General features: G+C 70.8%; 20 protein-coding genes and 7 tRNA genes. 17 read left to right on the plus strand and 10 right to left on the minus strand.

Annotation, left to right across the window (positions count from 1 at the left end):
• Positions 1-7 precede the first annotated feature (7 nt).
• Positions 8-868 carry a 23S rRNA (adenine(2030)-N(6))-methyltransferase RlmJ gene (locus E4F25_RS01105; RefSeq protein WP_140908450.1) on the minus strand — a complete coding sequence of 287 codons (861 nt, stop codon included), beginning with the start codon at positions 866-868 and terminating at the stop codon, positions 8-10.
• 129 nt (positions 869-997) lie between these two features.
• Between E4F25_RS01105 and E4F25_RS01110 the strand changes: the two genes are divergently transcribed.
• Positions 998-2569 carry a M20/M25/M40 family metallo-hydrolase gene (locus E4F25_RS01110; protein ID WP_246069680.1) on the plus strand — a complete coding sequence of 524 codons (1572 nt, stop codon included), beginning with the start codon at positions 998-1000 and terminating at the stop codon, positions 2567-2569.
• Between the two features lie 27 nt (positions 2570-2596).
• Here E4F25_RS01110 and ppx read toward each other — a convergent pair whose 3' ends face one another.
• The 5 genes from ppx to E4F25_RS01135 are packed head-to-tail and all read right to left on the minus strand — an operon-like array spanning position 2597 to position 9871.
• Entirely contained in the window at positions 2597-4141 is a 1545-nt protein-coding gene (gene ppx / locus E4F25_RS01115) for an exopolyphosphatase (protein WP_140908452.1), read from the minus strand.
• Positions 4138-6222, minus strand: coding sequence for a polyphosphate kinase 1 (gene ppk1 / locus E4F25_RS01120; RefSeq protein WP_140908453.1), 2085 nt, complete (start codon positions 6220-6222; stop codon positions 4138-4140). Before ppk1 ends, ppx begins: the two co-directional genes overlap by 4 nt.
• Positions 6219-7541 (minus strand): phosphate regulon sensor histidine kinase PhoR, encoded by a 1323-nt coding sequence (phoR, locus tag E4F25_RS01125; protein WP_140908454.1) that lies wholly within the window; start codon positions 7539-7541, stop codon positions 6219-6221. The genes ppk1 and phoR overlap by 4 nt, the downstream gene beginning before the upstream one ends.
• A complete protein-coding gene (gene phoB / locus E4F25_RS01130) occupies positions 7538-8236 on the minus strand; it encodes a phosphate regulon transcriptional regulator PhoB (RefSeq protein ID WP_140908455.1) in 699 nt (232 codons plus the stop codon). The genes phoR and phoB overlap by 4 nt, the downstream gene beginning before the upstream one ends.
• 45 nt (positions 8237-8281) lie before the next feature.
• A complete protein-coding gene (locus E4F25_RS01135) occupies positions 8282-9871 on the minus strand; it encodes a M48 family metalloprotease (protein WP_140908456.1) in 1590 nt (529 codons plus the stop codon).
• 109 nt (positions 9872-9980) lie between these two features.
• Here E4F25_RS01135 and grxC point away from each other — a divergent pair, with 109 nt between their 5' ends.
• The 3 genes from grxC to E4F25_RS01150 all read left to right on the plus strand — a co-directional run bounded on the left by grxC (position 9981) and on the right by E4F25_RS01150 (position 12688).
• Positions 9981-10277, plus strand: a complete 297-nt coding sequence (gene grxC, locus E4F25_RS01140) for a glutaredoxin 3 (protein WP_140908457.1) — start codon at positions 9981-9983, stop codon at positions 10275-10277.
• A 66-nt stretch (positions 10278-10343) separates the two neighbouring features.
• Positions 10344-11357 carry an isocitrate dehydrogenase gene (locus tag E4F25_RS01145; protein WP_140908458.1) on the plus strand — a complete coding sequence of 338 codons (1014 nt, stop codon included), beginning with the start codon at positions 10344-10346 and terminating at the stop codon, positions 11355-11357.
• Positions 11354-12688, plus strand: a complete 1335-nt coding sequence (locus tag E4F25_RS01150; RefSeq protein WP_220433166.1) for a Na+/H+ antiporter NhaC family protein — start codon at positions 11354-11356, stop codon at positions 12686-12688. Before E4F25_RS01145 ends, E4F25_RS01150 begins: the two co-directional genes overlap by 4 nt.
• A 3-nt stretch (positions 12689-12691) precedes the next feature.
• Here E4F25_RS01150 and E4F25_RS01155 read toward each other — a convergent pair whose 3' ends face one another.
• Positions 12692-13447 (minus strand): Bax inhibitor-1/YccA family protein, encoded by a 756-nt coding sequence (locus E4F25_RS01155; RefSeq protein ID WP_181168168.1) that lies wholly within the window; start codon positions 13445-13447, stop codon positions 12692-12694.
• Between the two features lie 149 nt (positions 13448-13596).
• On the opposite strand from E4F25_RS01155, the gene E4F25_RS01160 reads away from it, so the two are divergent.
• From E4F25_RS01160 to E4F25_RS01220, 13 genes are all read left to right on the plus strand, one after another.
• Positions 13597-13673 (plus strand) — tRNA-Pro (locus E4F25_RS01160).
• 11 nt (positions 13674-13684) lie between these two features.
• Positions 13685-13761, plus strand: a tRNA-Arg gene (locus tag E4F25_RS01165).
• Positions 13762-13781: 20 nt separating this feature from the next.
• Positions 13782-13858 (plus strand) — tRNA-His (locus E4F25_RS01170).
• Between the two features lie 58 nt (positions 13859-13916).
• Positions 13917-13992, plus strand: a tRNA-Lys gene (locus E4F25_RS01175).
• Positions 13993-14049: 57 nt separating this feature from the next.
• Positions 14050-14134: transfer RNA gene (locus E4F25_RS01180), tRNA-Leu, on the plus strand.
• 136 nt (positions 14135-14270) lie between these two features.
• Positions 14271-15587, plus strand: coding sequence for a trigger factor (tig, locus tag E4F25_RS01185; RefSeq protein WP_140908460.1), 1317 nt, complete (start codon positions 14271-14273; stop codon positions 15585-15587).
• Positions 15584-16213 (plus strand): ATP-dependent Clp endopeptidase proteolytic subunit ClpP, encoded by a 630-nt coding sequence (gene clpP / locus E4F25_RS01190; RefSeq protein WP_140908461.1) that lies wholly within the window; start codon positions 15584-15586, stop codon positions 16211-16213. Before tig ends, clpP begins: the two co-directional genes overlap by 4 nt.
• A 129-nt stretch (positions 16214-16342) precedes the next feature.
• Complete coding sequence (clpX, locus tag E4F25_RS01195) at positions 16343-17623, plus strand: ATP-dependent Clp protease ATP-binding subunit ClpX (RefSeq protein ID WP_140908462.1); 1281 nt, start codon at positions 16343-16345, stop codon at positions 17621-17623.
• A gap of 160 nt (positions 17624-17783) precedes the next feature.
• On the plus strand, positions 17784-20213 hold the full coding sequence (gene lon / locus E4F25_RS01200; RefSeq protein WP_140908463.1) for an endopeptidase La: 2430 nt from the start codon (positions 17784-17786) through the stop codon (positions 20211-20213).
• A gap of 190 nt (positions 20214-20403) precedes the next feature.
• The gene (locus E4F25_RS01205) at positions 20404-20679 is read left to right on the plus strand and encodes an HU family DNA-binding protein (RefSeq protein WP_140908464.1); all 276 of its coding nucleotides are present in this window, start codon (positions 20404-20406) and stop codon (positions 20677-20679) included.
• A 65-nt stretch (positions 20680-20744) separates the two neighbouring features.
• A tRNA-Val gene (locus tag E4F25_RS01210) sits at positions 20745-20819 on the plus strand.
• Between the two features lie 48 nt (positions 20820-20867).
• A tRNA-Asp gene (locus tag E4F25_RS01215) sits at positions 20868-20944 on the plus strand.
• A gap of 94 nt (positions 20945-21038) precedes the next feature.
• A complete protein-coding gene (locus tag E4F25_RS01220) occupies positions 21039-23009 on the plus strand; it encodes a peptidyl-prolyl cis-trans isomerase (RefSeq protein ID WP_140908465.1) in 1971 nt (656 codons plus the stop codon).
• A 33-nt stretch (positions 23010-23042) separates the two neighbouring features.
• Here E4F25_RS01220 and E4F25_RS01225 read toward each other — a convergent pair whose 3' ends face one another.
• From E4F25_RS01225 to gloB, 3 genes are read right to left on the minus strand one after another with little or no spacing between them, the layout of a single operon-like run.
• The gene (locus E4F25_RS01225) at positions 23043-23828 is read right to left on the minus strand and encodes an enoyl-ACP reductase FabI (RefSeq protein ID WP_140908466.1); all 786 of its coding nucleotides are present in this window, start codon (positions 23826-23828) and stop codon (positions 23043-23045) included.
• Positions 23829-23850: 22 nt separating this feature from the next.
• Entirely contained in the window at positions 23851-24828 is a 978-nt protein-coding gene (locus tag E4F25_RS01230; protein WP_246069681.1) for a lytic transglycosylase domain-containing protein, read from the minus strand.
• The gene (gene gloB / locus E4F25_RS01235; protein ID WP_140908467.1) at positions 24825-25607 is read right to left on the minus strand and encodes a hydroxyacylglutathione hydrolase; all 783 of its coding nucleotides are present in this window, start codon (positions 25605-25607) and stop codon (positions 24825-24827) included. Before gloB ends, E4F25_RS01230 begins: the two co-directional genes overlap by 4 nt.
• Positions 25608-25616: the final 9 nt, after the last annotated feature.

Genomic DNA, 25616 nt, shown 5'->3' on the forward strand with positions numbered 1-25616 from the left:
GCGACTCCTACCCGGGTTCCTTCAACCACTCCAGACGCGGAGCCGGCGCCCCGGGTTCGCCGAGGGCGATGGCCAAGGCGGCGATCGCCGGCGCCAGCACCGCGTCGAACCGGTAGGGCACGTTCAACAACAGCATCCCGCTCCCGTTCATCCGCAACGGCGAATCGTCCGCCCGCACCAGCAACTCCGCCACCAGCGCCGACCTCGCCGGCAGGTTCCCGGCCGAGCGCAGGAACGGAAGCAGCACCCGCCGCTGCTTGACCGGATACCACAGCGCGAAGCACCCCTGCGGCCAGCGCTGCAACCCCTCCCGCAACGCCCGCAGCGCCACCTCGAACTCCGCGAGCTGCGCCTCGTAGGGCGGATCCACCAGCACCAGCCCGCGCCCGAAGCGGGCGCCGTCCACCACCGGTGGCAGCAGCGCGCGCATGGCCGCGTAGCCGTCGCGATAGTGCACCGCCACCCGCGGGTCGCCGCGGAACCGGGCCTTCAGCGCCGCGGCCTCCTCGGGCTGCAGTTCGCAGCAGGCGATGCGGTCCTGCGGGCGCAGCGCATGTGCCAGCAGCCACGGCGAGCCCGGATAGGCCCCGGCGCCCAGGTCGGCCCGGCAGGCCGCCACCGCGTCGAGGTAGCGGGTGAGCAACGGCTCCGGCGGGCCCGCCGCGGCCAGCTTCGCGTAGCCGGCCTGCGCCTCGCCGGTGCGCGCGGCCGGCGCGTCGTCGAGCGCGTAGGTACCGCGGCCGGCGTGGGTATCCAGCGCGAACGCCGGCGCCGGCTTGTGCCCGAGCGCCTCGCACAGGCCGAGCAGGACCACGTGCTTGAGGACGTCGCCGTGGTTGCCGGCGTGGAAGGCATGGCGGTAATTCATGACGCGAGTCTACGGGACCATGACCGAGGACATGGGCGCCGGGTCGCCCCCGCCCCTATGCTCGGGGGTCGGACTCTTTCACCAGCCATGTCGGGGGACACCTTGAAGCGAATTCTGTTGGCGGCATGCATGTCGCTGGCCGCGGGCGCCACGCTCGCGCAGCCGGCCGAACCGGTGGACCTGGACATGGTCAGCCGCATCCGGCAGGAAGCCTTCCACCGCTCGCAGGTCATGCAGACCCTGGCCGAGCTCACCGAGGACATCGGCCCGCGCCTGACCAACTCGCCGGCGATGGACCGCGCCAACGCCTGGGCCCGCCGGAAGATGGAGGGCTGGGGGCTGCAGAACGTGCACGACGACGCCTTTGCCGACTTCGGCCGCGGCTGGGAGTTCGGCAGCGCCGGCATCGAGATGCTGGCGCCGCGGCAGCTGCCGCTGTACGCGCTGCCCAAGGGCTGGACCGCAGGCACCGACGGTGTGGTCGAGGGCGAGGCGATCGCGCTCAAGCTGGAGAAGGAGGCCGACCTCGACAAGCACCGCGGCAAGCTGCGCGGCAAGGTCCTGTTCGTGGACGACCTGCGCAAGTACAAGCCCGGCGAGGAGCCGGACTTCCATCGGCACGACGGCACCAGCCTCGAGGACCTGCAGGCGTTCACCGTGCCGGGGGACCGCGACGATTCCGAGCGCGCCCGGCGGATGAAGCAGTACCTGGAGCGGGTCGAGTTCGGCAGGAAGCTCAATGCCTTCCTCGCCGAGGAAGGGGTGCTGGCCACGGTCGAGCTGAGCAGCCGCGACAACGGCATCATCCGCACCGGCGGCGGCGGTTCGCGCAAGGCCGGCGAGCCGGTCGGGGTGCCGGAGTTCGCGATGATCGCCGAGCACTACAACCAGGTGATGCGCGCGCTCGACGACGGCGAGACCGTGCGCCTGCGCCTGCATTCGGACGCCCGCTTCACCACCGACGCCGACCGCGAGGGCTACAACACCATCGCCGAGATCCCCGGCCGCGGTGCGCTCGCCAACGAGGTGGTGATGATCGGCGCGCACATGGACTCCTGGCACACCGCGACCGGAGCGGCCGACAACGGCGCCGGCGTGGCGGTGATGATGGAGGCGATGCGGATCCTCAAGGCGGTCGGGGCCAAGCCGCGCCGCACCATCCGCATCGCGCTGTGGAGCGGCGAGGAGCAGGGCCTGATCGGCTCGGCCGACTACGTCGCCCGGACCTTCGCCTCGTACCCGGAACCGACCGACCCGGAGCAGGCGAAGCTGCCGGCGTTCTTCCGCACCGAGCGCGGCCAGCTGCAGCGCAAGCCCGCCTACGACCGCTTCAGCGCCTACTTCAACCTCGACAACGGCTCCGGCAAGATCCGCGGCATCTACGCCCAGGAGAACCTGGCCGCGATGCCGATCTTCGAGGCCTGGCTGAAGCCGTTCAACGACGTCGGCGCCACCGTGGTGACCGCGCGCAACACCGGCAGCACCGACCACATCTCGTTCGACCGCGCCGGGCTCCCGGGCTTCCAGTTCGTGCAGGACCGGCTGGACTACTTCAGCAATGTCCACCACACCAACCTGGACACCTACGACCACGCGTCCCCGGACGACCTCAAGCAGGCCGCCGCGATCGTCGCCAGCTTCGCCTACCACGCCGCGATGCGCGACGCAAAGCTGCCGCGCAAGCCGCTGCTGGAGGACTGAGTCCGGCGGAGCGGACGGAGCCGCTGCTCAGGCGGCTTCGATCGACAGCGTGATCCCGAGCCCGCGGAACGCCGCGGGCTCGTCCTCCAGGTCGCTGCGCAGCAGCGGCCGGGTCTGCAGCCAGTGCTCCGGCAGCACCAGCACCAGGCGGTCGCCCTCGGCATGGAGCTGCAGTTCCGGCAGCAACTGGTCGGGTTCGTGCGAGCGGTGCAGCAGCACCGCCAGCCGCAGCAGCCCCGCCATCCGCCGGGTCGCCGGCAGCAGCCGGTCCGGGATCAGCTCGAACGCGTCCTTTGGCACCTTGCGCCGATGGGTGCGCACCAGCGCGGCCAGCATCCGCTGCTCGGGCACCGAGAAGCCGGCGATGTCCGAGTGCTGCAGCACGTAGGCGCCATGCACCTGGTACTGGCTGTGGGCGATCGCGAGGCCGAGCTCGTGCAGTCGCGCCGCGCGCGACAGCATCAGCCGGTCCTCGACCTCCAGCTGCCAGTTGCCGCACACCCGTTCGAACAGCTGCACCGCGGTGGCCGAGACCCGCGCCGCCTGCGATGGATCGATGCCGTAGCGCTGCATCAGCGCCGCGACCGACGCGTCGCGCGGGTCGTCGGCGCCGCCGCGGCCGAGCATGTCGTGCAGCACGCCCTCGCGCAGCGCGGCCTTGCTCGGTGCCATGCGTTCGATGCCGAGCACCCGGAAGGCGGCCTCCAGCACCAGCAGCCCGCCGGCGATGATCGGCTTGCGCTCGCGCGACAGGCCGGGCAGGTCGATGTCCTCGATCCGCCTGGCCTGCAGCAGGCGGTCGCGCACCTGCGGCAGCGCCTCGGCCAGCACAGCGCCCTTGCTCAGCTTCATGGTCGCGCAGACCGTGCCGATCGCCTTGATCGTGCCCGAGGCGCCGATGGTCTCCTGCCAGCCGAGGTGCCGGTAGACGCCGGCGAACTGCTGGAACTGGGCGGCGACCTCGATCAGCGCCTCGTCCCAGCGCTTGCGGTCCAGCCGGCCGTCGCCGAAGAAGCGCGCGGTGGTCGCGACCGCGCCGAGCTGCAGGCTCTCGCGCTCGATCGCGTCGAAGCCGCTGCCGATGATGCACTCGGTGGAGCCGCCGCCGATGTCGATCACCAGCCGCAGGTTGCCGGGCTTCGGCCGCTGCGCGTGGGCGACGCCGAGGTAGATCAGGCGTGCTTCCTCGCGCCCCGGGATGACCTCGATCGCGTGCCCGAGCGCGGTTTCCGCGGGCACCAGGAAGGCCTGCGGCGCGGCCAGCAGGCGCACGGTGTTGGTGGCCACCGCGCGCACCCGCTGCGGCGGGATGTCGCGCAGCCGCTGGCCGAAGCGGAACAGGCACTCGAGCGCGCGCTGGCGCACCTCGGGATGCAGCCCGCGCTTCGCGTCCAGGCCCTCGGCCAGGCGCACCATCTCGCGCAGGCGGTCGACGACGCGCAGCTGGCCGAGCACGTAGCGCGCGACCACCATGTGGAAGCTGTTGGAGCCCAGGTCGATCGCCGCCAGCAGGTCGCCGTCCTGCAGCGGCAGCGCCTGCGAGCGCAGGTGCAGGTGCGCGCTCTCGTTCATTCGCGGCCCCCGGCGACGGCTTGCAGCAAGGTCTCCTGGGCCGAGTGCGGCGCTTCGCCCGGCGCCGGCGTGGCGCGCACGTAGCTGCCGTCGGGCTGCAACAGCCAGGCGTCCACGTTGTCGGCCAGGTAGTTGTCCAGCGCCTCGGCCTTGACCCGGGCGGCGAGCGCCGGGTCGAGGATCGGGAACGCCACCTCGACCCGGCGCAGCAGGTTGCGCTCGAGCCAGTCGGCGCTGGCGCAGAACAGTTCCGGCGCGCCGTCGTTGCAGAACCAGTAGGCGCGGGAGTGCTCGAGGAAGCGGCCGAGGATCGAGCGCACCCGGATGTTGTCGGACACCCCGGGCACGCCCGGGCGCAGCGTGCAGGCGCCGCGCACGACGAGGTCGATGCCGACGCCCGCCTGCGAGGCCGCGTACAGCGCGCGCACCACGCGCGGCTCGTTGAGCGCGTTCATGCGCGCCACGATCCGCGCCTCGCGGCCGTCGCGCGCGTTGCGCGCCTCGCGCTCGATCCGCTTCAGCAGCCCGGCGTGCAGTGTGAACGGCGACTCCAGCAGGCGCTTCAGCTTCACCCCCGACGACAAGCCCGACAGCTGTTGGAAGATCTGGTGCACGTCGGCGCCGATGTCCGGATCCGCGGTGAGCAGGCCGAGGTCGGTGTACTGGCGCGCGGTGCCGGCGTGGTAGTTGCCGGTGCCCAGGTGCACGTAGCGGCGCAGCGCGCGGCCCTCGCGGCGCACCACCAGCAGCATCTTGGCGTGGGTCTTGTAGCCGACCACGCCGTAGACCACCTGCACGCCGGCCTCCTGCAGCCGGTCGGCGAAGCCGAGGTTGGCCTCCTCGTCGAAGCGCGCGCGTAGTTCGACCACCGCGGTCACGTCCTTGCCGCGCCGTGCCGCGTCCACCAGCGCCTCGACGATCGCGGAATCCTCGCCGGTGCGGTAGAGGGTCTGCTTGATCGCGAGCACGTTCGGGTCGGCCGCGGCCTGGCGCACCAGTTCCAGCACCGGCGTGAACGCGTCGTACGGGTGGTGCAGCAGGATGTCGCCCTCGCGCATGCGCTCGAACATGGCGTCGCTGCCGGGCAGCGGGCGTGGCTGGAACGGCGGGTATTTCAGCTCCGGCCGCTGCACCAGGTCGTACACCTGGATCACGCGGTTGAGGTTGACCGGGCCGTCGATCCGGTACACCGCGTTGGCGTCGAGCTCGAAGTTCCCGAGCAGCGCGTCCACCACCGGCGTCGGGCAGTCGGCGGCGATCTCCAGCCGCATCGCGCGCAGGTAGCCGCGCCCGGCGAGCTCGTCGCGCAGCGCCAGCGCGAGGTTCTCGACCTCCTCCTCGTCCACGATCAGCTCGGAGTTGCGGGTCACGCGGAACTGGTAGGCGCCGCGGACCTCCAGCCCGGGGAACAGGTCGCCGACGAAGGCCGAAAGGATGCTCGACAGCAGCACGAAGTCGTGCTCGCCGCCGGACACCCTGGGCGGCAGCCGCACGATCCGCGGCAGCGAGCGCGGCGCGCGCACCACCGCGAGGTGGCCGGCGCGGCCGAACGCGTCCTTGCCGTGCACCTCCACCACGATATTCAGGGTCTTGTTGAGGATCTTGGGGAACGGGTGCGCCGGGTCCAGCGCCAGCGGCGACAGCACCGGCATGATCTCGTCGCGGAAATAGTTCCGCAGCCACTGCGCCTGGCGCGCGTTCCAGCGGTTCGCCGCGAGCACGCGCACGCCCGCTTCGTCGAGCGCCGGGCACAGCACCTCGTTCCAGCAGCGGTACTGCGCCTCGACCAGCTCCGCCGCGCGCTCGTGGATGCGCTCGAGCACCACGGCCGGCGGCATGGCTTCCGGGCCCAGCGGGAGGTCGAAGTCCTGCGCCTGGCGCACGGTCGCCGCGCGGATCTCGAAGAACTCGTCGAGGTTGGTGCAGGAGATGCACAGGAAGCGCAGCCGCTCCAGCAGCGGCACCGACGGATCTTGCGCCAGCGCCAGCACCCGGAACTGGAAGGCGAGCTGGCCGAGCTCGCGGCTGCTGTACAGCGCCGGATCGCGCAGCGGGTCGCCGCGCTCGTCGCGGCGGCTCATGCCGGCCTCCCCGCCGCGCGCCGCGGGCGCACCCGGTCGGCGCCGAAATGGCAGGAGAAGGTGCTGCCGCGCCCGACCTCGCTGTCGATCTCCAGCCGTGCCTGGTGCAGGCCGAGCACGTGCTTGACGATCGCCAGGCCGAGGCCGGTGCCGCCCTTCTCGCGCGAGCGGCTGGCCGAGACCCGGTAGAAGCGCTCGGTCAGGCGCGGCAGGTGGTCGCGCGGGATGCCGAAGCCGGTGTCGGTGACCGCGAGCACCGCGCCGCCGTCGTCGCCGCGTTCTAACGTGATGGCGATGCGGCCGCCCTCGGGCGTATAGCGCACCGCGTTGCTGACCAGGTTGGAGAAGGCACTGTGCAGTTCGCGCGTCGAGCCGAGCAGGTCGGCGCCGGCCTCGTCCGCGACGGCGACCTCGTGCCGGCCCTGGCTGAGCGCCTCGGCCTCGCGCCGCAGCGTCGCCAGCATCGGTGCCATCGCCACCACCTCGTCCTCGACGGCTTCCTGCGCCTCCAGCCGCGACAGCGTCAGCAGGTCCTCGACCAGCTGGTTCATGCGCTGCGACTGGCGCTGCATCTCCTCGAGCATCGGCGCCCAGGCCGGTTGTTCGGTCGGGTCCAGCATCTCAAGGTACCCGTGCACCACCGTCAGCGGCGTGCGCAGCTCGTGCGAGACGTTGGCCACGAAGTCGCGGCGCACCTGCTCCAGCCGCGTCAGGCGGGTGACGTCGCGCGCGATCACCACCCAGATGTCCTCGGAATAGGGCACCAGGCGCAGGCCCAGGCGCAGGCCGGGGTCGTGCGGCGAACCGATCTCGTTGATCGGCTCGGCGTTGCGGCCCGCGGCCAGCCAGTGCGCGACCGGCAGCGGCTGCAGGCGCTCGCCCAGCGGCGCGCCGGTATCGGCCGGGTGCTGCAGTTTCAGCAGTCGGGTGGCCGCGGCGTTGAACCAGAGGATGCGCTGGCTGTCGCGCTCGACCACCACCAGCGCGTCGGGCAGCGCGTCGCCGAGCGCGCGGTAGGCTCGCAGCAGCTCGAGCAGCTTGCGCGCGCGGTTGCGCGCGTCCTCGTGCTCGCGCTGGAGCTGGCGCTCGACCTCGCCCCAGGCGCCGCGGTCGGCGCGCGCGCGCGGGCGCTGGCGCGAGGCCATCAGCGCCAGGAACGCGCGCAACCGCCACGCCTGCCAGCCGAGCGCGGCGATCGCGGCCAGCGCCAGCGCCGGCCAGGGGTGCCCCAGCAACAGTCCGGCCAGCAGCGCCAGCGCCAGCCAGCCGGCGGTCCAGCCCAGCGTCCGGTACCACGCCGGGCGGGTCTCGGGAGTCATGTCGTCGAGAAACGATAACCCGCGCCGCGGACGGTCTGCACCAGCCCCTCGAGCGCGAACGGCTCCAGCGCCTTGCGCAGGCGGCGGATGTGCACGTCCACGGTGCGTTCCTCGACGTAGACGGTCCCGCCCCAGACGTGGTCGAGCAGCTGGCTGCGGCTGTAGACGCGGTCGGGATGGGTCATGAAGAAGTGCAGCAGCCGGTACTCGGTCGGACCAAGTGTGACCGGGTGTTCGCTGCCGTGCAGATCCGCGAACACGCGGTGGGCCGCGCCGTCGATGCGCAGGCCGCCGGCGCTGACGCTGCCGTCGGCGTCGTCCTCCCGCGAGCGCCGCATCACGGCCCGGATCCGGGCCAGCAGTTCGCGCGCCGAGAACGGCTTGACCACGTAGTCGTCGACCCCGGCCTCCAGGCCTCCGACGCGGTCGTCCTCCTCGCCGCGGGCGGTGAGCATGATGATCGGCACCTCGCGGGTCAGCGCGTCCTTGCGCCAGCGTCGGGCCAGTTCCAGCCCGCTGCTGCCGGGCAGCATCCAGTCGAGCAGGATCAGGTCGGGGACGCGTTCGGCGATCGCCGCCTGGGCCTCGCGCCCGTCGCCCGCGTGCACCGCCTGGAAATCGCCCTTGCGCAGGGCATAGGCGACCATGTCGCGGATGGCCGGCTCGTCGTCGACGATGAGGATGCGCTTTTGCATGTCCCCTTATTGAACGACAGATTTGTGACCGGCCGGTGACACACGTTACCGCCGGTTGATGTCCTCGTCGCGGATGCCCTGGCGGTGCAGCTCCAGCACCACCGGGGTGATGGCGGCGATGCGGGCGTCGATCCGGGCCCGGGCGTAGTAGTCCAGGTCGTCGCGGCGCTTGAGCGTGTTGAGCTGGAGCAGGGCCTGTTCCGGGCGGCCGTTGAGGAAGGCGGCCTCGGCATAGGCCTCGCCCGCGCGCACCGGGTCGCCGGCGATCTCGCTGGCGCGGGCGTAGGTCTGCTGGAACACCGGGTCGTCGCCGGCGCCGGCGAGCAGCGGGCGCAGCAGGGCCTGCGCGCGGTTGCCGGCCGCGCGCGTGTTGCGTTCGTTGAGCATCTCCGCGTAGGTCAGCGCCACCGGGCGGCTGTGCGGCATCCGCGCCACCAGCGCCTCGAAGCGCGCGTCGGCCTCCTCGGTGCGCCCGGCGCGCGCCAGCGACTGCGCCAGCGCCAGTTCCAGCCAGGTATCGCCGGGGTGCCGTTCCAGCAGCGCCGCCAGCGCGGTCGCGGCGGTCGCCGGCTTGCCGTCCAGGTAGTGCGCCACCGCCTGCCCGTAGCGCTGGGCGTCGTCCAGCTCCCCGGACCGCGCCAGCCGTTCGTATTCGCGCACCGCCGCGGCCGGCGTATCGGCGCTGAGCACCCGCAGGCGCTCGCGCGCCCACGGGAACAGCCCGGTCGCCCCGTGCGCCGGCAGCGCTGCGCCGATCCGCAGCGAGGAGGGCAGCAGCAGGTTGTCGCGCTGCGACGTGGTGGGCACGAAGCCCTGCGGCGCCGACGCGATCTGTCGCGCGCGCTCGCGCGCCTCGCTGATGCGCGAGGTGGTGACCGGGTGGGTCTGCAGGTAGTCGGGGGTGCCCTCGCGGCTGCCGCTGATGTTGCTGCGCACGCTCGCCTGCAGGGTCTGGAAGAACCCGGCCATGGCATCCACGTCGTAGCCCGCGCGCGACAGCGTGCGGATGCCGATGCGGTCGGCCTCGGCCTCGTTGCTGCGGGTGTAGTCGATCATCCGCTGCACCATCAGGCCCTGGGCCGAGGCCAGCGCCGCCATGGTCGCGTCGTCCGCGGAGTTGCCGCCGGCGCCCTGCGCCAGCGCGATCGCGCCGAGCATGGCCAGCATGATCGGGACCCGGTCGCGCTGCGCCTGCTCGACCGCGCGCAGCACGTGGGCCTGGGTGACGTGCGCGATCTCGTGCGAGAGCACCGCTGCGACCCCGTCCTCGTGGTCGGCCGCCAGTACCAGGCCGGCGTTGACCCCGATGTAGCCGCCCAGGGTGGCGAAGGCGTTGATCTGGCGGTCGCGCAGCAGGAAGAAGGTGAACGGCTGCTTCGGGTCGTCGCTGGAGGCGGCCAGGCGCTGGCCCATGGCGCGCAGCCAGGACAGCAGCAGCGGGTCCTCCAGGGTGTAGCCGTAGTAGCGCAGCTGGCTCAGCATCATCGCCCCGTACTCGGCCTGCTCGGAGGGCGAGATCACGGTGGCGGCGGAGGACCCGATGTCGGGCAGGCGCGCCTCCTGCGCCGGCGCGGGGACGTGCAGCACGGCGGCGAGCGCGGCGGTCAGGGCGGCGGCGGCGAGGGCAGGGCGCATCTGGGTCCTGAGCATAGGGGAAACGGCGGCGCGGCGAGGCCGGCGGGTGAACGGGTCGTTAATCCGCCCCGAGGCTGGAAAACCGGCCCGCGCGCACCCATGTTGGACAATGCTTCCCCGCGCGAGTTTCCGGAGACCCCCGTCCATGCCAGAGATCACCATGTACACCTCGGCCAGCTGCGGCTACTGCGTCGCGGCCAAGAATTTCCTCAGGAGCCGTGGACTGGAATGGCGGGAAGTGCGCATCGACCTGGACCCGGAGGAGCGCGCGCGCATGGTCGAGCGCGCCCGGCGCACCAGCGTGCCGCAGATCTTCATCGGCGACACCCACGTCGGCGGCTACGACGACATGATGGCGCTGCACCGCGCCGGAGGGCTCGAACCGCTGCTGCGCGACGACGGCTGAGCCGGTCCATACCCCGGGGTCTGGCATAATTGCCGGCTGGCTTCCCCCTCCGCGAGTCCCCCACCAATGACCCAGACGATTACCGTGATCCGTGGCGATGGCATCGGCCCGGAGATCATGGATGCCGCGCTGCACGTGCTCGACGCCCTCGATGCCGGGCTGCAGTACGAGTTCGCCGACGCCGGCATGGTCGCGCTCGAGAAGCACGGCGAGCTGCTGCCGGCCGCCACCCTGGAGTCCATTCGCCGCAACAAGGTCGCGCTCAAGAGCCCGCTGACCACGCCGGTGGGCGGCGGCTTCTCCTCGATCAACGTCGAGCTGCGCAAGCGCTTCGACCTGTACGCCAACGTGCGCCCGGCGAAGTCGCACCCGAACACCAAGTCGCGCTTCCCGAGCGGCGTCGACCTCATCACCGTGCGCGAGAACACCGAGGGCGCCTACAGCGCCGAGGGCCAGGAGCTTTCCGCCGACGGCGACACCGCGACCTCGATCACCAAGACCACGCGCCGCGGCTCCGAGCGCATCGTCCGCTACGCCTTCGACCTGGCCCGCCGCACCGGCCGCAAGAAGGTCACCATCGTGCACAAGGCCAACATCCTGAAGTCCACCTCGGGCCTGTTCCTGCGGGTGGCGCGCGAGGTGGCGGCGCAGTATCCGGACATCGAGGCCAACGAGCTGATCGTGGACAACTGCGCGATGCAGCTGGTGATGCGCCCCGAGCAGTTCGACGTGATCGTGACCACCAACCTGTTCGGCGACATCATCTCGGACCTGTGCGCCGGCCTGGTCGGCGGCCTCGGCCTGGCCCCGGGCGCCAACATCGGCACCGACGCGGCGATCTTCGAGGCGGTCCACGGCTCGGCCCCCGACATCGCCGGCAAGGGCGTCGCCAACCCCTGCGCGCTGCTGCTCGGCGTCGGCCAGATGCTCGACCACCTGGGCATGCACGACAAGGCCGCGCGCCTGCGCGAGGCGATCGAGGCGACCCTGGAGGCCGGCGACTCGCTGACCCCGGACCTGGGCGGCACCGGCAACACCATGGCCTTCGCGAAGGCGATCGCGAAGCGCGCGGCCGCTTGAACGAGCCGGCGACGGTCGTCGCGACGCCCGCCGCCGCCGTGCGGCCGGATGCGCTCGCGCTGACGCCGTTGCTGCTGTTCCTGGCGCTGTTCTTCGGCGCCGGCCTGTACTTCACCCTCGCCGGCGAGGCGATGGGCTTCTACCAGCTGCGCGCGCCGGTGGCGATCCTGCCGGCGCTCGCGCTGGGCGCCTGGCTGGTGCATCGCAAGGGCCTGCCGGCCGGCGACATCCTGCTGCGCGGGATGGGCGACCCGAACATCGTGCTGATGTGCCTGATCTTCCTGCTCGCGGGCGCCTTCGCCTACGTGTCCAAGGCGATCGGCGCGGTGGACGCGGTGGTGGCGCTGGGGATCGGGGCGCTGCCGCCGGCGCTGCTGCTGCCGGGACTGTTCGTGCTGGCCTCGCTGATCTCGCTCTCGATCGGCACCTCGATGGGCACGATCGCGGCCGTGGTCCCCATCGCCATCGGCACCGCCGACGCCAGCGGCCTGGACCGCGGCCTGGTGCTGGGCGCGGTGGTCGGCGGCGCGATGTTCGGCGACAACCTCTCGGTGATCTCGGACACCACCATCGCCGCCACCCGCAGCCAGGGCGCGGCCATGCGCGACAAGTTCCGCGAGAACTTCAGGATCGCGCTGCCGGCGGCGCTGGCGACCATCGTGCTGCTGGCCTTCCTGGGCGAGCCGGCGCCGATCCCCGCGGCCGAGGCCTCGGCGTCGCCGTGGCTGGCGCTGCCCTACGTGCTCGTGCTGGGGCTCGCGCTGGCGGGGCTGGACGTGCTGGTGGTGCTGGCGATCGGGCTGGCCCTGGCCGGCGGCTTCGGGCTGCTGCTTGCCGACGGCTACGACCTGGTGCAGTTCGCCGGAGACACCTGGATCGGCTTCGAGGGAATGGTCGAGATCCTGCTGCTGTCGCTGCTGATCGGCGGCCTGGGCGCGCTGATGAAGGCCGGCGGCGGCCTCGACTGGCTGGCCGCGACCATCGCCCGCTTCGCGCGCGGCCACCGCGGCCGCCGCACCGGCGAGTTCAGCATCGCCGTGCTGTCGGCGACCAGCGACGTGTTCACCGCCAACAACACCGTGGCGATCCTGGTCGGTGGCGGGGTGGCGCGGGACATCGCGGTGCGCCACGGCATCAGCCCGCGGCGCGCGGCCAGCCTCCTCGACATCTTCGCCTGCGTGCCGCAGGGCCTGCTGCCCTACGGCGCCCAGTTGCTGCTGGCCTCGTCGCTGGCCGCGGTCTCGCCGCTGGCACTGGCGACCCAGGTCCACTACTGCTGGCTGCTGGCCCTCGTCGCCGTTGCCTTCATGGCTTGGCCGTCCCGGCGCTGACGGTCAGTCGCGGGACTGGAGCTTGGCCAGCAGGCGCAGGATCTCGAGGTAGAGCCAGACCAGGGTGACCAGCAGGCCGAACGCGCCGTACCACTCCATGTACTTGGGCGCGCCGTGCTCGACGCCCTGCTCGATGAAGTCGAAGTCCAGCACCAGGTTCAGCGCCGCGACCACGACCACCACCGCCGAGAACCCGATCCCCAGCCAGCCGCTGTCGTGGATGAAGCCCATGCCCTCGAACCCGAACAGGCGCATGCCGATGTTCACCAGGTACAGCAGCATGATCCCGCCGGTGGCCGCAACCACGCCGAGCTTGAAGTTCTCGGTCGCGCGCACCAGGCCGCTGCGGTAGGCCAGCAGCAGCGCCGCGAGGGTGCCGAAGGTGAGGCCCACGGCCTGCATCACGATCCCCGGGAAGCGCTGCTCGAAGACCGCCGAGATCGCGCCGATGGCCAGTCCCTCGAGCACCGCGTACAGCGGCGCGGTGACCGGCGACCACTCCTTCTTGAACACCGTCACCAGCGCCACCACGAGGCCGCCGATCAGGCCGCCCCAGACGAAGGGCATCAGGCCCTCGATGCCGCCGGTGAAGAACCGGCTCCAGGTGTACATCGCCGCTGCCAGCGTGAGCACCAGCAGGAACGCGGTCTTGTTGACGGTGCCGTTCAGGGTCATGGCCCCGGCGTCGCGGCGCACCACGGTGCCGGTGCCCAGGTCCAGGAAGGTCGATTCGGAAAGTGCGGGGTTGCCGCTGCGCATGGAAATCCTCGTGGCCGCTGCAAAGGGTCTGGGAGGAAGCATACACAAGGGCAGGGCGCGCTTCGGGCGCGCGTTGACAGGCCCGCGCCCGCTCCCGACAATAGCCGGCCTTTCGTCGCGTTGGCGCGCCTCGGAAGTGTCCCGTCCGGCGGGGTATAGCGCAGCCTGGTAGCGCGCCTGCTTTGGGAGCAGGATGTCGGGGGTTCGAATCCCTCTACCCCGACCATTCCGGCCAGGGCGCCCGTAGCTCAACCGGATAGAGCACCGGCCTTCTAAGCCGGTGGTTGCAGGTTCGAGTCCTGCCGGGCGCGCCAATCCGGCTTGTCGTTCAGTGGTGGCTGTAGCTCAGTTGGTTAGAGTCCTGGATTGTGATTCCAGATGTCGGGGGTTCGAGTCCCCTCAGCCACCCCATTCCATGCAGTCGCGGTAGTTGCAGTACCCCGGTTTTTGTTACACTTTCCGCCTTTCCGGGCCGTTAGCTCAGTTGGTAGAGCAGTTGACTCTTAATCAATAGGTCCAAGGTTCGAATCCTTGACGGCCCACCAAGACCCGGACGCCCGGCCCAGTGCCGGGCGTTTTCTTTTCCTTACAATCGACCGCCTGCGAAAGTGGCGGAACTGGTAGACGCACTGGATTTAGGTTCCAGCGCCTTTCGGCGTGGGGGTTCGAGTCCCCCCTTTCGCACCAGCGACGCCCCTGTGGCGGCCCCGGCCCGGATCGGCGAAACTATCGCGTTCCGCCGCGTCCAAAGGCCCCGGCCCGGGCAGGCATTCCAACAATCAGGCAGATCCCCGCGGCCGGGCCGCGGCCGCACGGAGTGGGTATGGCAGTTCCAGCAACGCAGGTTTCGGTCGAGAACACGGGCAACCTCGGGCGCCGCATGACGCTGCGCGTCCCGGCGAGCGACGTCGAGGAGCAGGTCGGCGGCAGGCTGCGCGAGATCGCGCGTACCGCCCGCATCAAGGGCTTCCGCCCCGGCAAGGTCCCGACCAGCGTGGTCAGGCAGCGCTTCGGCGCGCAGGTCCGCGCCGAGGTGCTCGACGGCCTGCTGCGCGAGGGCTTCGACTCCGTGGTCCGCGAGAACGAGCTCAAGGTCGCCGGCAACCCCCGGATCGAGCCGGTCGAAGGCGGCGAGCAGGGCGGCGAGATCGCCTACGTCGCGGATTTCGAGCTGGTCCCGGAGTTCGGCGAGATCGAGGTCGAGAAGCTGCAGGTGGTGCGCAACACCGCCGAGGTCACCGAGGAAGACATCGACCGCATGGTCGCGAACCTGCGCCAGCAGCGCCGCAGCTGGACCGCGGTCACGCGCCCGGCGAAGGAAGGCGATGCGGTGGACGTGGAGAACTGGTCGCAGCTGGGCGACGAGCGGCTGCCGCCCGAGGGCGTGGAGCACGGGGTCGCCGTGATCGGCGCCGGCTCGATGCTGCCGGAGCTGGAGCAGGCGCTGGTCGGGATGACCGCCGGCGAGGAGAAGGTCGTCGAAGTGACCTTCCCCGAGAACTGGCGGGTGCCGAAGCTGGCCGGCAAGACGGTGCAGGTGCACATGAAGGCGGTGCAGGTCTCCGAGGAAGTGCTGCCGGAGGTGGACACCGCGTTCATCCGCAGCTTCGGGGTCAAGAGCGGCGAGCTGTCGCAGTTCCGCAGCGAGATCCGCGCCAACCTGGAGCGCGAGCTCAAGGGTGCGCTGATGAACCGGCTGCGCCGCGCCGTCGGCGAGCAGTTGGCCGAGGCCTATGCGCACGTCGAGCTGCCGCCGCGCCTGGTCGAGCAGGAGGCCAGCAGCCTGGCCGCCAGCGCCCGGCAGCAGGCCGCCCAGCAGGGCCGTCCCGGCCCGCAGGGCGAGGATGCCTATCAGCAGTTCATGGAGCCGGCGCGCAAGCGCGTGCTGGTCGCGCTGCTGGTCGGCGAGATCGCGCGCCGCAACGAGCTGCGCCTGGACCCGGCGCGCCTGAACGAACTCCTGCGCCTGATCGCCTCCACCTACGAGGAGCCGCAGCAGGTCATTGAGTTGTACCGCAACGACCCCCAGCTCATGGCCGGGCTGCAGAACCGCGCGATGGAGGAACAGGTCATCGACTGGATCGCCGAGCGCGCGCAGCATACCGTCGAACCCATGACCTTCCAGGAAGCGATCGGATGACAGACAACCGGACCAAGGCCCTCAACCTCGTGCCGATGGTGGTCGAGCAGACCAGCCGCGGCGAGCGCGCGTACGACATCTACTCGCGCCTGCTCAAGGAACGGGTGATCTTCCTGGTCGGTGGCATCGACGACCACGTCGCCAACGTGATCGTCGCGCAGATGCTGTTCCTCGAGGCCGAGAACCCCGAGAAGGACATCAGCCTGTACATCAACTCGCCGGGCGGCATCGTCACCGCGGGCATGGCGATCTACGACACCATGCAGTTCATCAAGCCCGACGTGAACACGATCTGCGTGGGCCAGGCGGCGAGCATGGGCGCGCTGCTGCTGGCGGCCGGCGCCAAGGGCAAGCGCTACGCGCTGCCCAATTCGCGGGTAATGATCCACCAGCCGCTTGGCGGCTTCCAGGGCCAGGCCACGGACATCGACATCCACGCGCGCGAGATTCTGTCCATGCGCCAGCGGCTGAACGAGATCCTGTCCAAGCACACCGGGCAGGCGCTCGACACGATCGCCCGCGACACCGAGCGCGACAACTTCAAGAGCGCCCAGGCCGCGCAGGAATACGGCCTCGTCGACCAGGTGCTGGAGCGCCGCCCGGACGAGTCCATCCAGCCGGCGTGATCCGGCCGGGAATGTGCGGCAAGTCACTGAAACGGAACATGTTCCGATCCACTTCGCGGACCCGGCTTGCGGCCGGGAACGCTGTGCTATTCTCGGGCCGCAACCGCGGCTGCAGCAGGTAACTGGGGAATGACCGAAGACCGTCAAGGCCGATCCGGCGACAGCAGCAAGATCCTCTACTGCTCCTTCTGCGGGAAGAGCCAGCACGAGGTGCGCAAGCTGATCGCGGGCCCCAGCGTGTTCATCTGCGATGAATGCGTGGAGCTGTGCAACGACATCATCCGCGAGGAGCTCGAGGAAAAGGCCCAGTCGGCGCGCAGCTCGCTGCCCAAGCCGAAGGAGATCCTCGAGGTCCTGGACCAGTACGTGATCGGCCAGGCGCGGGCCAAGAAGACGCTCGCGGTGGCGGTGTACAACCACTACAAGCGGATCGAGAGCCGGCAGAAGAACGACGACGTCGAGCTGGCCAAGTCCAACATCCTGCTGGTCGGGCCTACCGGCTCGGGCAAGACGCTGCTGGCCGAGACCCTCGCGCGCCTGCTGAACGTGCCGTTCACCATGGCCGACGCGACGACCCTCACCGAGGCCGGCTACGTCGGCGAGGACGTCGAGAACATCATCCAGAAGCTGCTGCAGAAGTGCGACTACGACGTCGAGAAGGCGCAGCAGGGCATCGTCTACATCGACGAGATCGACAAGATCTCGCGCAAGTCCGAGAACCCGTCCATCACCCGCGACGTGTCGGGCGAGGGCGTGCAGCAGGCGCTGCTGAAGCTGATCGAGGGCACCGTCGCCTCGGTCCCGCCGCAGGGCGGCCGCAAGCACCCGCAGCAGGAATTCCTGCAGGTGGACACCCGCAACATCCTGTTCATCGTCGGCGGCGCCTTCGCCGGCCTGGACAAGATCATCCAGCAGCGCAGCACCGAGGCCGGCGGCATCGGCTTCGGCGCCAAGCTCAAGAGCAGCGAACGCAAGGTCGAGATCGGCAAGGTGCTGGCCGAGGTCGAGCCCGAGGACCTGATCAAGTTCGGCCTGATCCCCGAGTTCGTCGGCCGCCTGCCGGTGGTCGCGACCTTGGAGGAACTGGACGAGGCCGCGCTGGTTAAGATCCTCAGCGAGCCCAGGAACGCGATCACCAAGCAGTTCCGCAAGCTGTTCGACATGGAGGGCGTGGAGCTGGAGTTCCGCCCGGACGCGCTGGCCGCGATCGCGCGCAAGGCGCTCAAGCGCAAGACCGGTGCCCGCGGCCTGCGCACCATCGTCGAGTCGGTGCTGCTGGACACCATGTACGACCTGCCGTCGCTGGAGAACGTGAGCAAGGTGGTCGTGGACGAGTCGGTGATCGAGCACAAGTCCGAGCCCTACCTGATCTACCAGGCGCCCCCGGCCAAGGCCGCCGCCGGCGAATAGCGCAGTCGGCTTTACGCGAGGTTCATCGCGCAAGTCATTGAAAAGCCGTCCGTTCCACGGGCGGCTTTCTTTGTTCACGGATCTCCGCTTGCATCCCCCGCGCCACGGCCCCATAACCGTGGACAGGGCGCCCGAGGCGCCACCCGCAACCGGAGCCGACATGCCTGAACGACCCGAAATCGCGACCCTGCCGGTGCTGCCGCTGCGAGACGTGGTGGTGTTTCCGCACATGGTCATCCCGCTGTTCGTCGGCCGCGAGAAGTCCATCCGCGCGCTGGAGCTGGCGATGGAGGGCGACCGCCGCATCGCGCTGGTGGCGCAGAAGTCCGCCGAGGTGGACGACCCCGGCGCGGCCGACCTGTACGGCGTCGGCACCCTGGCCACCGTGCTGCAGTTGCTCAAGCTCCCGGACGGCACCATCAAGGTGCTGGTCGAGGGCGTGGACCGGGCCACCGTGGACAAGGTCGCCGAGCGAGACGGCACGCTCACCTGCCGTGCACAGGTGGTGGAGCCGACCGGCGAGCGCGAGCCGCGCGAGATCGAGGCGGTGGCGCGCTCGCTGATGTCGCTGTTCGAGCAGTACGTGAAGTCCAACCGCAAGCTTCCGCCGGAGCTGCTCCAGACCCTGTCCGGGATCGAGGAGCCCGGGCGCCTGGCCGACACCATCGCCGCGCACCTGGGCGTGCGCCTGGCCGACAAGCAGCGGCTGCTGGAGACGGTGGATGTGTTCGAGCGCCTGGAACTGCTGGTCGGGCTGGTCGACGGCGAGATCGACGTGCAGCAGATGGAGAAGCGCATCCGCGGCCGCGTGAAGTCGCAGATGGAGAAGAGCCAGCGCGAGTACTACCTCAACGAGCAGATGAAGGCGATCCAGAAGGAGCTCGGCGAGATGGACGACGCGCCGAACGACCTCGAGGAGATCGCGCGCCGGATCGCCGCCGCCGGGATGCCCAAGGCGGTCGAGGCCAAGGCCAAGGCCGAGTTCAACAAGCTCAAGCAGATGTCGCCGATGTCGGCCGAGGCCGCGGTGGTGCGCAACTACCTGGACTGGCTGCTTGGCGTGCCGTGGAAGAAGCGCAGCAAGATCCGCAAGGACCTCAAGGCCGCGCAGGACGTGCTCGACGCCGATCACTACGGGCTGGAGAAGGTCAAGGAACGCATCCTCGAGTACCTCGCGGTGCAGACCCGGGTGAAGAACATGAAGGGCGCGATCCTGTGCCTGGTCGGCCCGCCGGGCGTGGGCAAGACCTCGCTCGGCCAGTCGATCGCCAAGGCCACCAACCGCAAGTTCGTGCGCATGTCGCTCGGCGGCGTGCGCGACGAGGCCGAGATCCGCGGCCATCGCCGTACCTACGTCGGCTCGATGCCGGGCCGGATCGTGCAGAACCTCAACAAGGCCGGCACCAGGAACCCGCTGTTCATGCTCGACGAGATCGACAAGATGTCCATGGACTTCCGCGGCGACCCGTCCTCGGCGCTGCTGGAGGTGCTCGACCCGGAGCAGAACAACGCCTTCAACGACCACTACCTCGAGGTCGACCTGGACCTGAGCGAGGTGATGTTCATCGCGACCTCGAACTCGCTGAACATCCCCGGCCCGCTGCTGGACCGCATGGAGGTCATCCGCATCCCCGGCTACACCGAGGACGAGAAGATCAACATCGCAATGCGCTACCTGGTGCCCAAGCAGATGAAGGCCAACGGCCTGCGCGACGGCGAGCTGAAGATCACCGAAGAGGCGGTGCAGGGCATCGTCCGCTACTACACGCGCGAGTCCGGCGTGCGCAACCTGGAGCGCGAGATCGCCAAGATCTGCCGCAAGGTGGTCAAGGAGATCGCCCTGAAGGGACCGCCGACCGGCAAGCGCAAGCCGCGGGCGATCGTCGTCAACGGCAAGAACCTCGACAAGTACCTGGGCGTGCAGCGCTACGACTTCGGCCGCGCCGAGGAGCAGAACGAGATCGGCCTGGTCACCGGCCTGGCCTGGACCGAGGTCGGCGGCGAGCTGCTGCAGGTCGAGTCCACCCTGGTGCCGGGCAAGGGGCAGCTGATCCTCACCGGCCAGCTCGGCGACGTGATGAAGGAGTCCGCGTCGGCGGCCCTGAGCGTGGTGCGCGCGCGCACCGAGCCGCTCGGCATCGACCTGGACTTCCTGCAGAAGCTGGACGTCCACCTGCACGTGCCCGAGGGCGCGACCCCGAAGGACGGCCCCAGTGCCGGCATCGCCATGGCCACCGCGCTGGTGTCCACGCTGACCAAGGTGCCGGTCAAGGCCGAGGTGGCGATGACCGGCGAGATCACCCTGCGCGGGCGCGTGCTCCCGATCGGCGGGCTCAAGGAAAAGCTGTTGGCGGCGATGCGCGGCGGCATCCGCACCGTCATCATCCCCGAGGAGAACCGCAAGGACCTGGCGGACATCCCCAAGTCGGTGACCGAGCAGATGAAGATCGTGCCGGTGCGCTGGATCGACGAGGTGCTCGACATCGCCCTGGAGCGGCCGCTGACCCCCAAGGTGGTGGACGAGGCGCTGGCCGAGCCCGCGCGAGCCGATGCGGAGGGCGCCGCGTCCCGCAGCGGGGCGCGCCACTGAGGGGCATGCCACCGAACGCGGCGGCGCGCGTTGCGCCGCCGCTGGTGCCGCTGGTATAACGATCCGGTCCGCGCGGGCCTTGCTGCGCCTGCCGCGGGATTTCGTCCGGGGAGCGGGCACGGCACGCCCAGCGGGGAACCCCGGCTCACACCACATGTCCAGCGGCGCCTGCCGCACAGGGAGTTACCGAATGAATAAATCGGAATTGATCGACCACGTCGCCGAGGGCGCCGACCTGTCCCGCGCCGACGCGGGGCGCGCAGTGGACGCGTTCGTCGCCACCATCACCAAGGCCCTGAAGGGCGGTGACAGCGTGACCCTGGTCGGCTTCGGCACGTTCGAGGCGCGCAAGCGCGGCGCCCGCACCGGGCGCAACCCGCGCACCGGCGAGGAGATCGCGATCGCGGCCTCGGTCAACCCGGCGTTCAAGGCGGGCAAGGCGCTCAAGGACGCGGTCAACGGCTGACCGCCCGCCCGGAAGCACGACCGAAGAGCCCGGCCCAGCCGGGCTTTTCGTTATCATGCCGCGCCGGGTGCTTAGCTCAGCGGTAGAGCGTCTCCCTTACAAGGAGAGGGTCGGGGGTTCGAAACCCTCAGCACCCACCAGGACCATTGCGAATCCGGAGGAGGCTCTGTATCATCCTCCGGCTCAGCGGAGTGGTAGTTCAGTTGGTTAGAATGCTGGCCTGTCACGCCGGAGGTCGCGGGTTCGAGTCCCGTCCACTCCGCCAATCCATGCGATGCAAGGAAGCAACACGGAGGCCCGCAGCGATGCGGGCCTTTTCCGTTTAAACTGCCCGGCTTCGCCACAACGCAAGACCGCCCATGCTCTCGAAACTTCGCGAAAAGACCTCTGGCTGGATCGCCGGCGTGGTGCTCGGGATCCTGACCATCCCGTTCGCGTTCTTCGGCATGGAGCAGTACATGACGCAGAGCACCGCGAGCTGGGTGGCCGCGGTCGAGGCGCCGCCGTCCTGGTGGGCCGGCGCGCCGCACTGGTGGCCCGCGTCCATGCTGTGGCAGCGCGAGGAGATCTCGATCGACGAGTTCCGGAGCCGCTTCGAGTCCGAGCGCCAGGCGCGCCGCGCGCAGGAAGGCGACGCGTTCGACTCGCGCGCGTTCGAGGACCCGGCCAACAAGCGCGCGGTGCTCGACGGCATGATCGACGCGCTGGTGGTGCGGATGATGGCCGACGAGGCCGGCATCGCGGTGAGCGACGCGCAGCTGCGCAAGGCGATCGCGGACATCCCCGCGTTCCAGGTCGGCGGCCGCTTCGACCCGCAGCAGTACCAGCTCGCGCTGGCCTCGCAGGTGCCGCAGCGCACGCCGCAGCAGTTCGAGCAGCTGCTGCGCGAGGACCTGCAGCGGGCGATGATCCCGCAGGGCGTGATGGCCTCGGCATTCGCCACCGAGGGCGAGGTCGAGCACCTGCTGCGCCTGCTGGGCGAGCAGCGCGACGTGGCCTTCGCGGTCATCCCCGCGCCCGAGCCCGACACCGGCGCGGTCGGCGCCGAAGAGATCCAGGCCTGGTACGACGGCCACCCCGATGCCTACCGCAGCCCCGAGCGCGTGACCGTCGAGTACGTCGAGATCCGCTCGGACGAGCTGCCCGAGCCGCCGGTGGACGAGGCCGCGCTGCGCCAGCGCTACGAGGCTGAGAAGGTGCGCTTCGGCGAGCCGGAGGAGCGCCTGGCTTCGCACATCCTGGTGCAGGTCCCGGCGGATGCCGACGCCGAGGCGCAGGCCGCCGCCAAGGCCGAAGCCGAAAAGCTCGCCGCCGAAGCGGCGGCGGAAGGTGCCGATTTCGCCGCGCTCGCGCGCGAGCATTCCGACGACAACGTCACCGCGGCCGGTGGCGGCGAACTGGGCTGGGTGACCGAGGACACGGTTGCCGAGCCGTTCGCAGAGGCGCTGTTCGCGATGCAGCCCGGCGAGGTCTCCGCGCCGGTGCGCACCGAGTACGGCTGGCACGTGATCCAGCTGCGCGAAGTGAAGGAAGGCAGCATCATTCCCTTCGAGCAGGTGCGCGACGAGTTGGCGCGGGAGCAGCAGCAGGCTTCTCGCGAACGCGCCTTCAACGACCTCGCCAGCCGCCTGGTGGACCAGGTGTACAAGAACCCGACCTCGCTGGCGCCGGCGGCGCAGGCGGCCGGGCTGCAGGTGCAACGCATCGGCCCGGTGGCGCGCGGCGCGGGCGAGGGCATCTTCTCGAGCCCGGCCGTGCAGCGCGCGGCGTTCTCCGAAGCGCTGGTCGAGGACGGCACGGTCAGCGACCCGATCGAGATCGCTCCCGGCCACAGCGTGTTGCTGCGCGTGGTCGGCCACGAGCCGGAACGCCAGCGCCCGCTGTCCGAGGTCGCGCAGCAGGTGATCGCCGCGGTGCGCCGCGACCGCGCGGCCAGGGCCGCTGGCGAGCAGGCGGCCGGCATGGTGGCCGCCATCGAGGGCGGCAAGTCGCTGCGGGAAGTGGCCGAGGCCGCCGGCCTGCAGGCGGCGGAGCTGGAACTGCCGCGCGGCATGCCGGTGCCGACCGCGGAAGCCGCGCAGGCGATGTTCGCCGCGCCCGCCCCCGAAGAGGGCGGCAAGAGCGTCGGCCACGTCGCGCTCGGCGACGGCAGCCTGCTGGTCTACGCGGTGCGCAAGGTGATCCCGGGCGATCCCGCGGAAGCCAGCGCCGAGCAGCGCGCGGCGCTGCGCGCACAGCTGGGACAGGTGATGGGCAGCGAGGACGTGGACGCGCTGGTCGAGGCGTTGCGCCGCGCGGTGCGCATCACCGTGGCCGAAGAGCGCCTCTGACGGAGGGCGCCCTGGCCACGGCGGCCGGGAGCGTCACTCGATCCCGGGCATGCCCACGATGCTGAAGCCGGCGTCCACGTAGGTGACCTCGCCGGTGATGCCGGCGGCCAGGTCCGAGCACAGGAACGCGGCGGCGTTGCCGACATCCTCGATGGTGACGTTGCGGCGCAGCGGCGCTGTTGCCTCGAACGTGCTGAGCATCTTGCGGAAGTTGCCCACGCCGGAGGCCGCCAGGGTCTTGATCGGGCCGGCCGAGATCGCGTTGACGCGGGTCCCCTCGGGCCCGAGGTTGAGCGCCAGGTAGCGCACCGTGGACTCCAGGCTCGCCTTGGCCACGCCCATCACGTTGTAGTTCTGCAGCGCGCGCACCGCGCCCAGGTAGCTCAGGGTGAGGATTGCGCCGTTGCGGCCCTTCATCTGCGGCCGCGCGGCCTTGGCCAGCGCCGCCAGCGAATAGGCCGAGATGTCCTGCGCGATGGCGAAGTTCTCGCGGCTGATGCCGTCGAGGAAGTCCCCGCCGATCGCCTCGCGCGGTGCGTAGGCGATGCAGTGCACCAGGATGTCGAAGCCGTCCCAGTGCTTGCCCAGCTCGGCGAAGCAGGCGTCGATCTGGGCGTCGTCGGCGACGTCCAGCGGCAGCACGATCTTCGCGCCGTACTCGGCCGCGGCGTCCTCGACGCGCGACTTGAGCTTCTCGTTCTGGTAGGTCAGGGCGAGTTCCGCGCCCTCCCGGTGCATCGCCTCGGCGATGCCGTTGGCGATCGAACGCTGGCTGGCGATGCCGGTGACCAGTGCGCGCTTGCCCTGCAGGAATCCCATCGTGGTGCCTTCCGTGTACGGATCAGGGCGATAGTGTGCCCTGTGCGGCGGCATCCGGGCCAGCGCCGGCGGTGGCGGCGAGCGGCGGCGCCGGGCGCAGCGCCTGCGCCAGCACCCGGCGCGGTTCGCCGTGCGGCACGCGGCCGCCCGCGAAGGCCGGGTTCAGGCGCCGCACGCGCGCCGGGTCGCGGCCGTTGCCGCTCGCCCACGCCGCGATGTCGCGGGTACCGGCCGGCAGTTCGACCGCCTCGAGCAGCGGCACCTGGCGGTCGAGCGAGGCCAGCCAGGCGGGATCGTCGTCGGCGCGGTCGAGCAGGCACGACAGCGCATGCAGCTTGCGCACGTAGGCGCGGGTGATGCCGGACAGGCTCTCCAGCTTCTCCGGGTCGGCGTCGCGCGCGACCTGGCCGCTGCGCCGCAGCGCGCCGAACACGCGATACTCGCCGGCGTTGTAGGCCATCACCGCCAGCCGCCAGTCGCCGGCGAACATCCCGTGCAGGGTCTTCAGGTAGCGCACCGCGGCCCGCGTCGAATCCACCGGCGAGAGCCGGCCATCGTAGCCGGCGTGCATCGGCACCTGGTGGGCGCGCGCGGTCAGGCGGATGAACTGCCACATGCCCGCGGGCCCGAGCTTGCTGCGCGCGTCCGGCTTGTAGCCGCTCTCCACGAACGGGATCAACGCGTACTCGGTCGGCAGGCTGGCCTCGCGCAAGGCATCGACCACGTAGCCGAACAGCGCCATCGCCTGTTCGTCGCCGCCGCCCAGGCGGCGGGTGGCGGCGCTGAAGTGGCGGCGCCAGCGCGGGCTGCTGGACTCCGGCTCGCACACCGGGTCGGCCAGGCCCTCGCGGAAGCGGGCGTAGATCTCGCGGCCGCTGCGCGTGGCCGGGACCAGCGTCGCCGGTTCCACCACCGCGATCTCGTCCAGCGCCGGCGGATCGGCCGCCCACACCGGGGCCGCCGCCAACAGCAGCGCGGCCAGCAGGCCCGGCGGCCTCACGCGCGGAATCCGTCCTTCCAGCGCCGCAACGCGGCGAAGGTGCCGACCCGGTCGCCCGGGTCGTGGCCGAGCCAGTCGGCGGCCGCCGCGCGCACCGCGGGCGCATCCACGCGCAGGAACGGGTTGGCGGCGAGTTCGCCGCCGAGGGTGGCGGGGAGGGTGGGCAGTCCGCGGTCGCGCATGGCGGTGGCCTCCTGCAGGCGCGCATCGAGCGCGCGGTTGTCCGGTTCGACCCGGCGCGCGAACGCGCCATTGGCCAGCGTGTACTCGTGCCCGCAGCACACCAGGGTGTCCACGGGCAGCGCCGCCAGCCGGTCGAGCGAGGCCAGCATCTGTGCCGGCGTGCCCTCGAACAGGCGGCCGCAGCCGAGACTGAACAGCGTGTCGCCCGAGCACAAGACCCCGTGGCCCAGGAATGCGACGTGGCTCACGGTATGCCCGGGGACGCCGATGACCTCGAAGCGCCAGCCGCCGGCGACCGCCGCCACCTCGCCGTCGCGTACCCGCGTGCACGGCAACGCGATGCGCGGATCGTCCGGCGCGAACACCGGCAGCCCGGGAAAGTCCCCCAGCAACTCCGCGGTGCCGCCGATGTGGTCGGCGTGGTGGTGGGTCAGTAGCACCGCGGCGGGCCGCAGTGCGTGCCGCGCCAGGGCCTTGCGCACGGGCGCCGCTTCGCCGGGGTCGACCACGACCGCGTCGCCGCCGCGGCCGGGCAGCAGCCAGACGTAGTTGTCGGACAACGTGGGGACCGGAACAGGGGCGGCGATGGGTTGCATAGAATGGCG

This window comes from Cognatiluteimonas lumbrici (assembly GCF_006476065.1).
Classification (GTDB): Bacteria; Pseudomonadota; Gammaproteobacteria; order Xanthomonadales; family Xanthomonadaceae; genus Cognatiluteimonas; species Cognatiluteimonas lumbrici.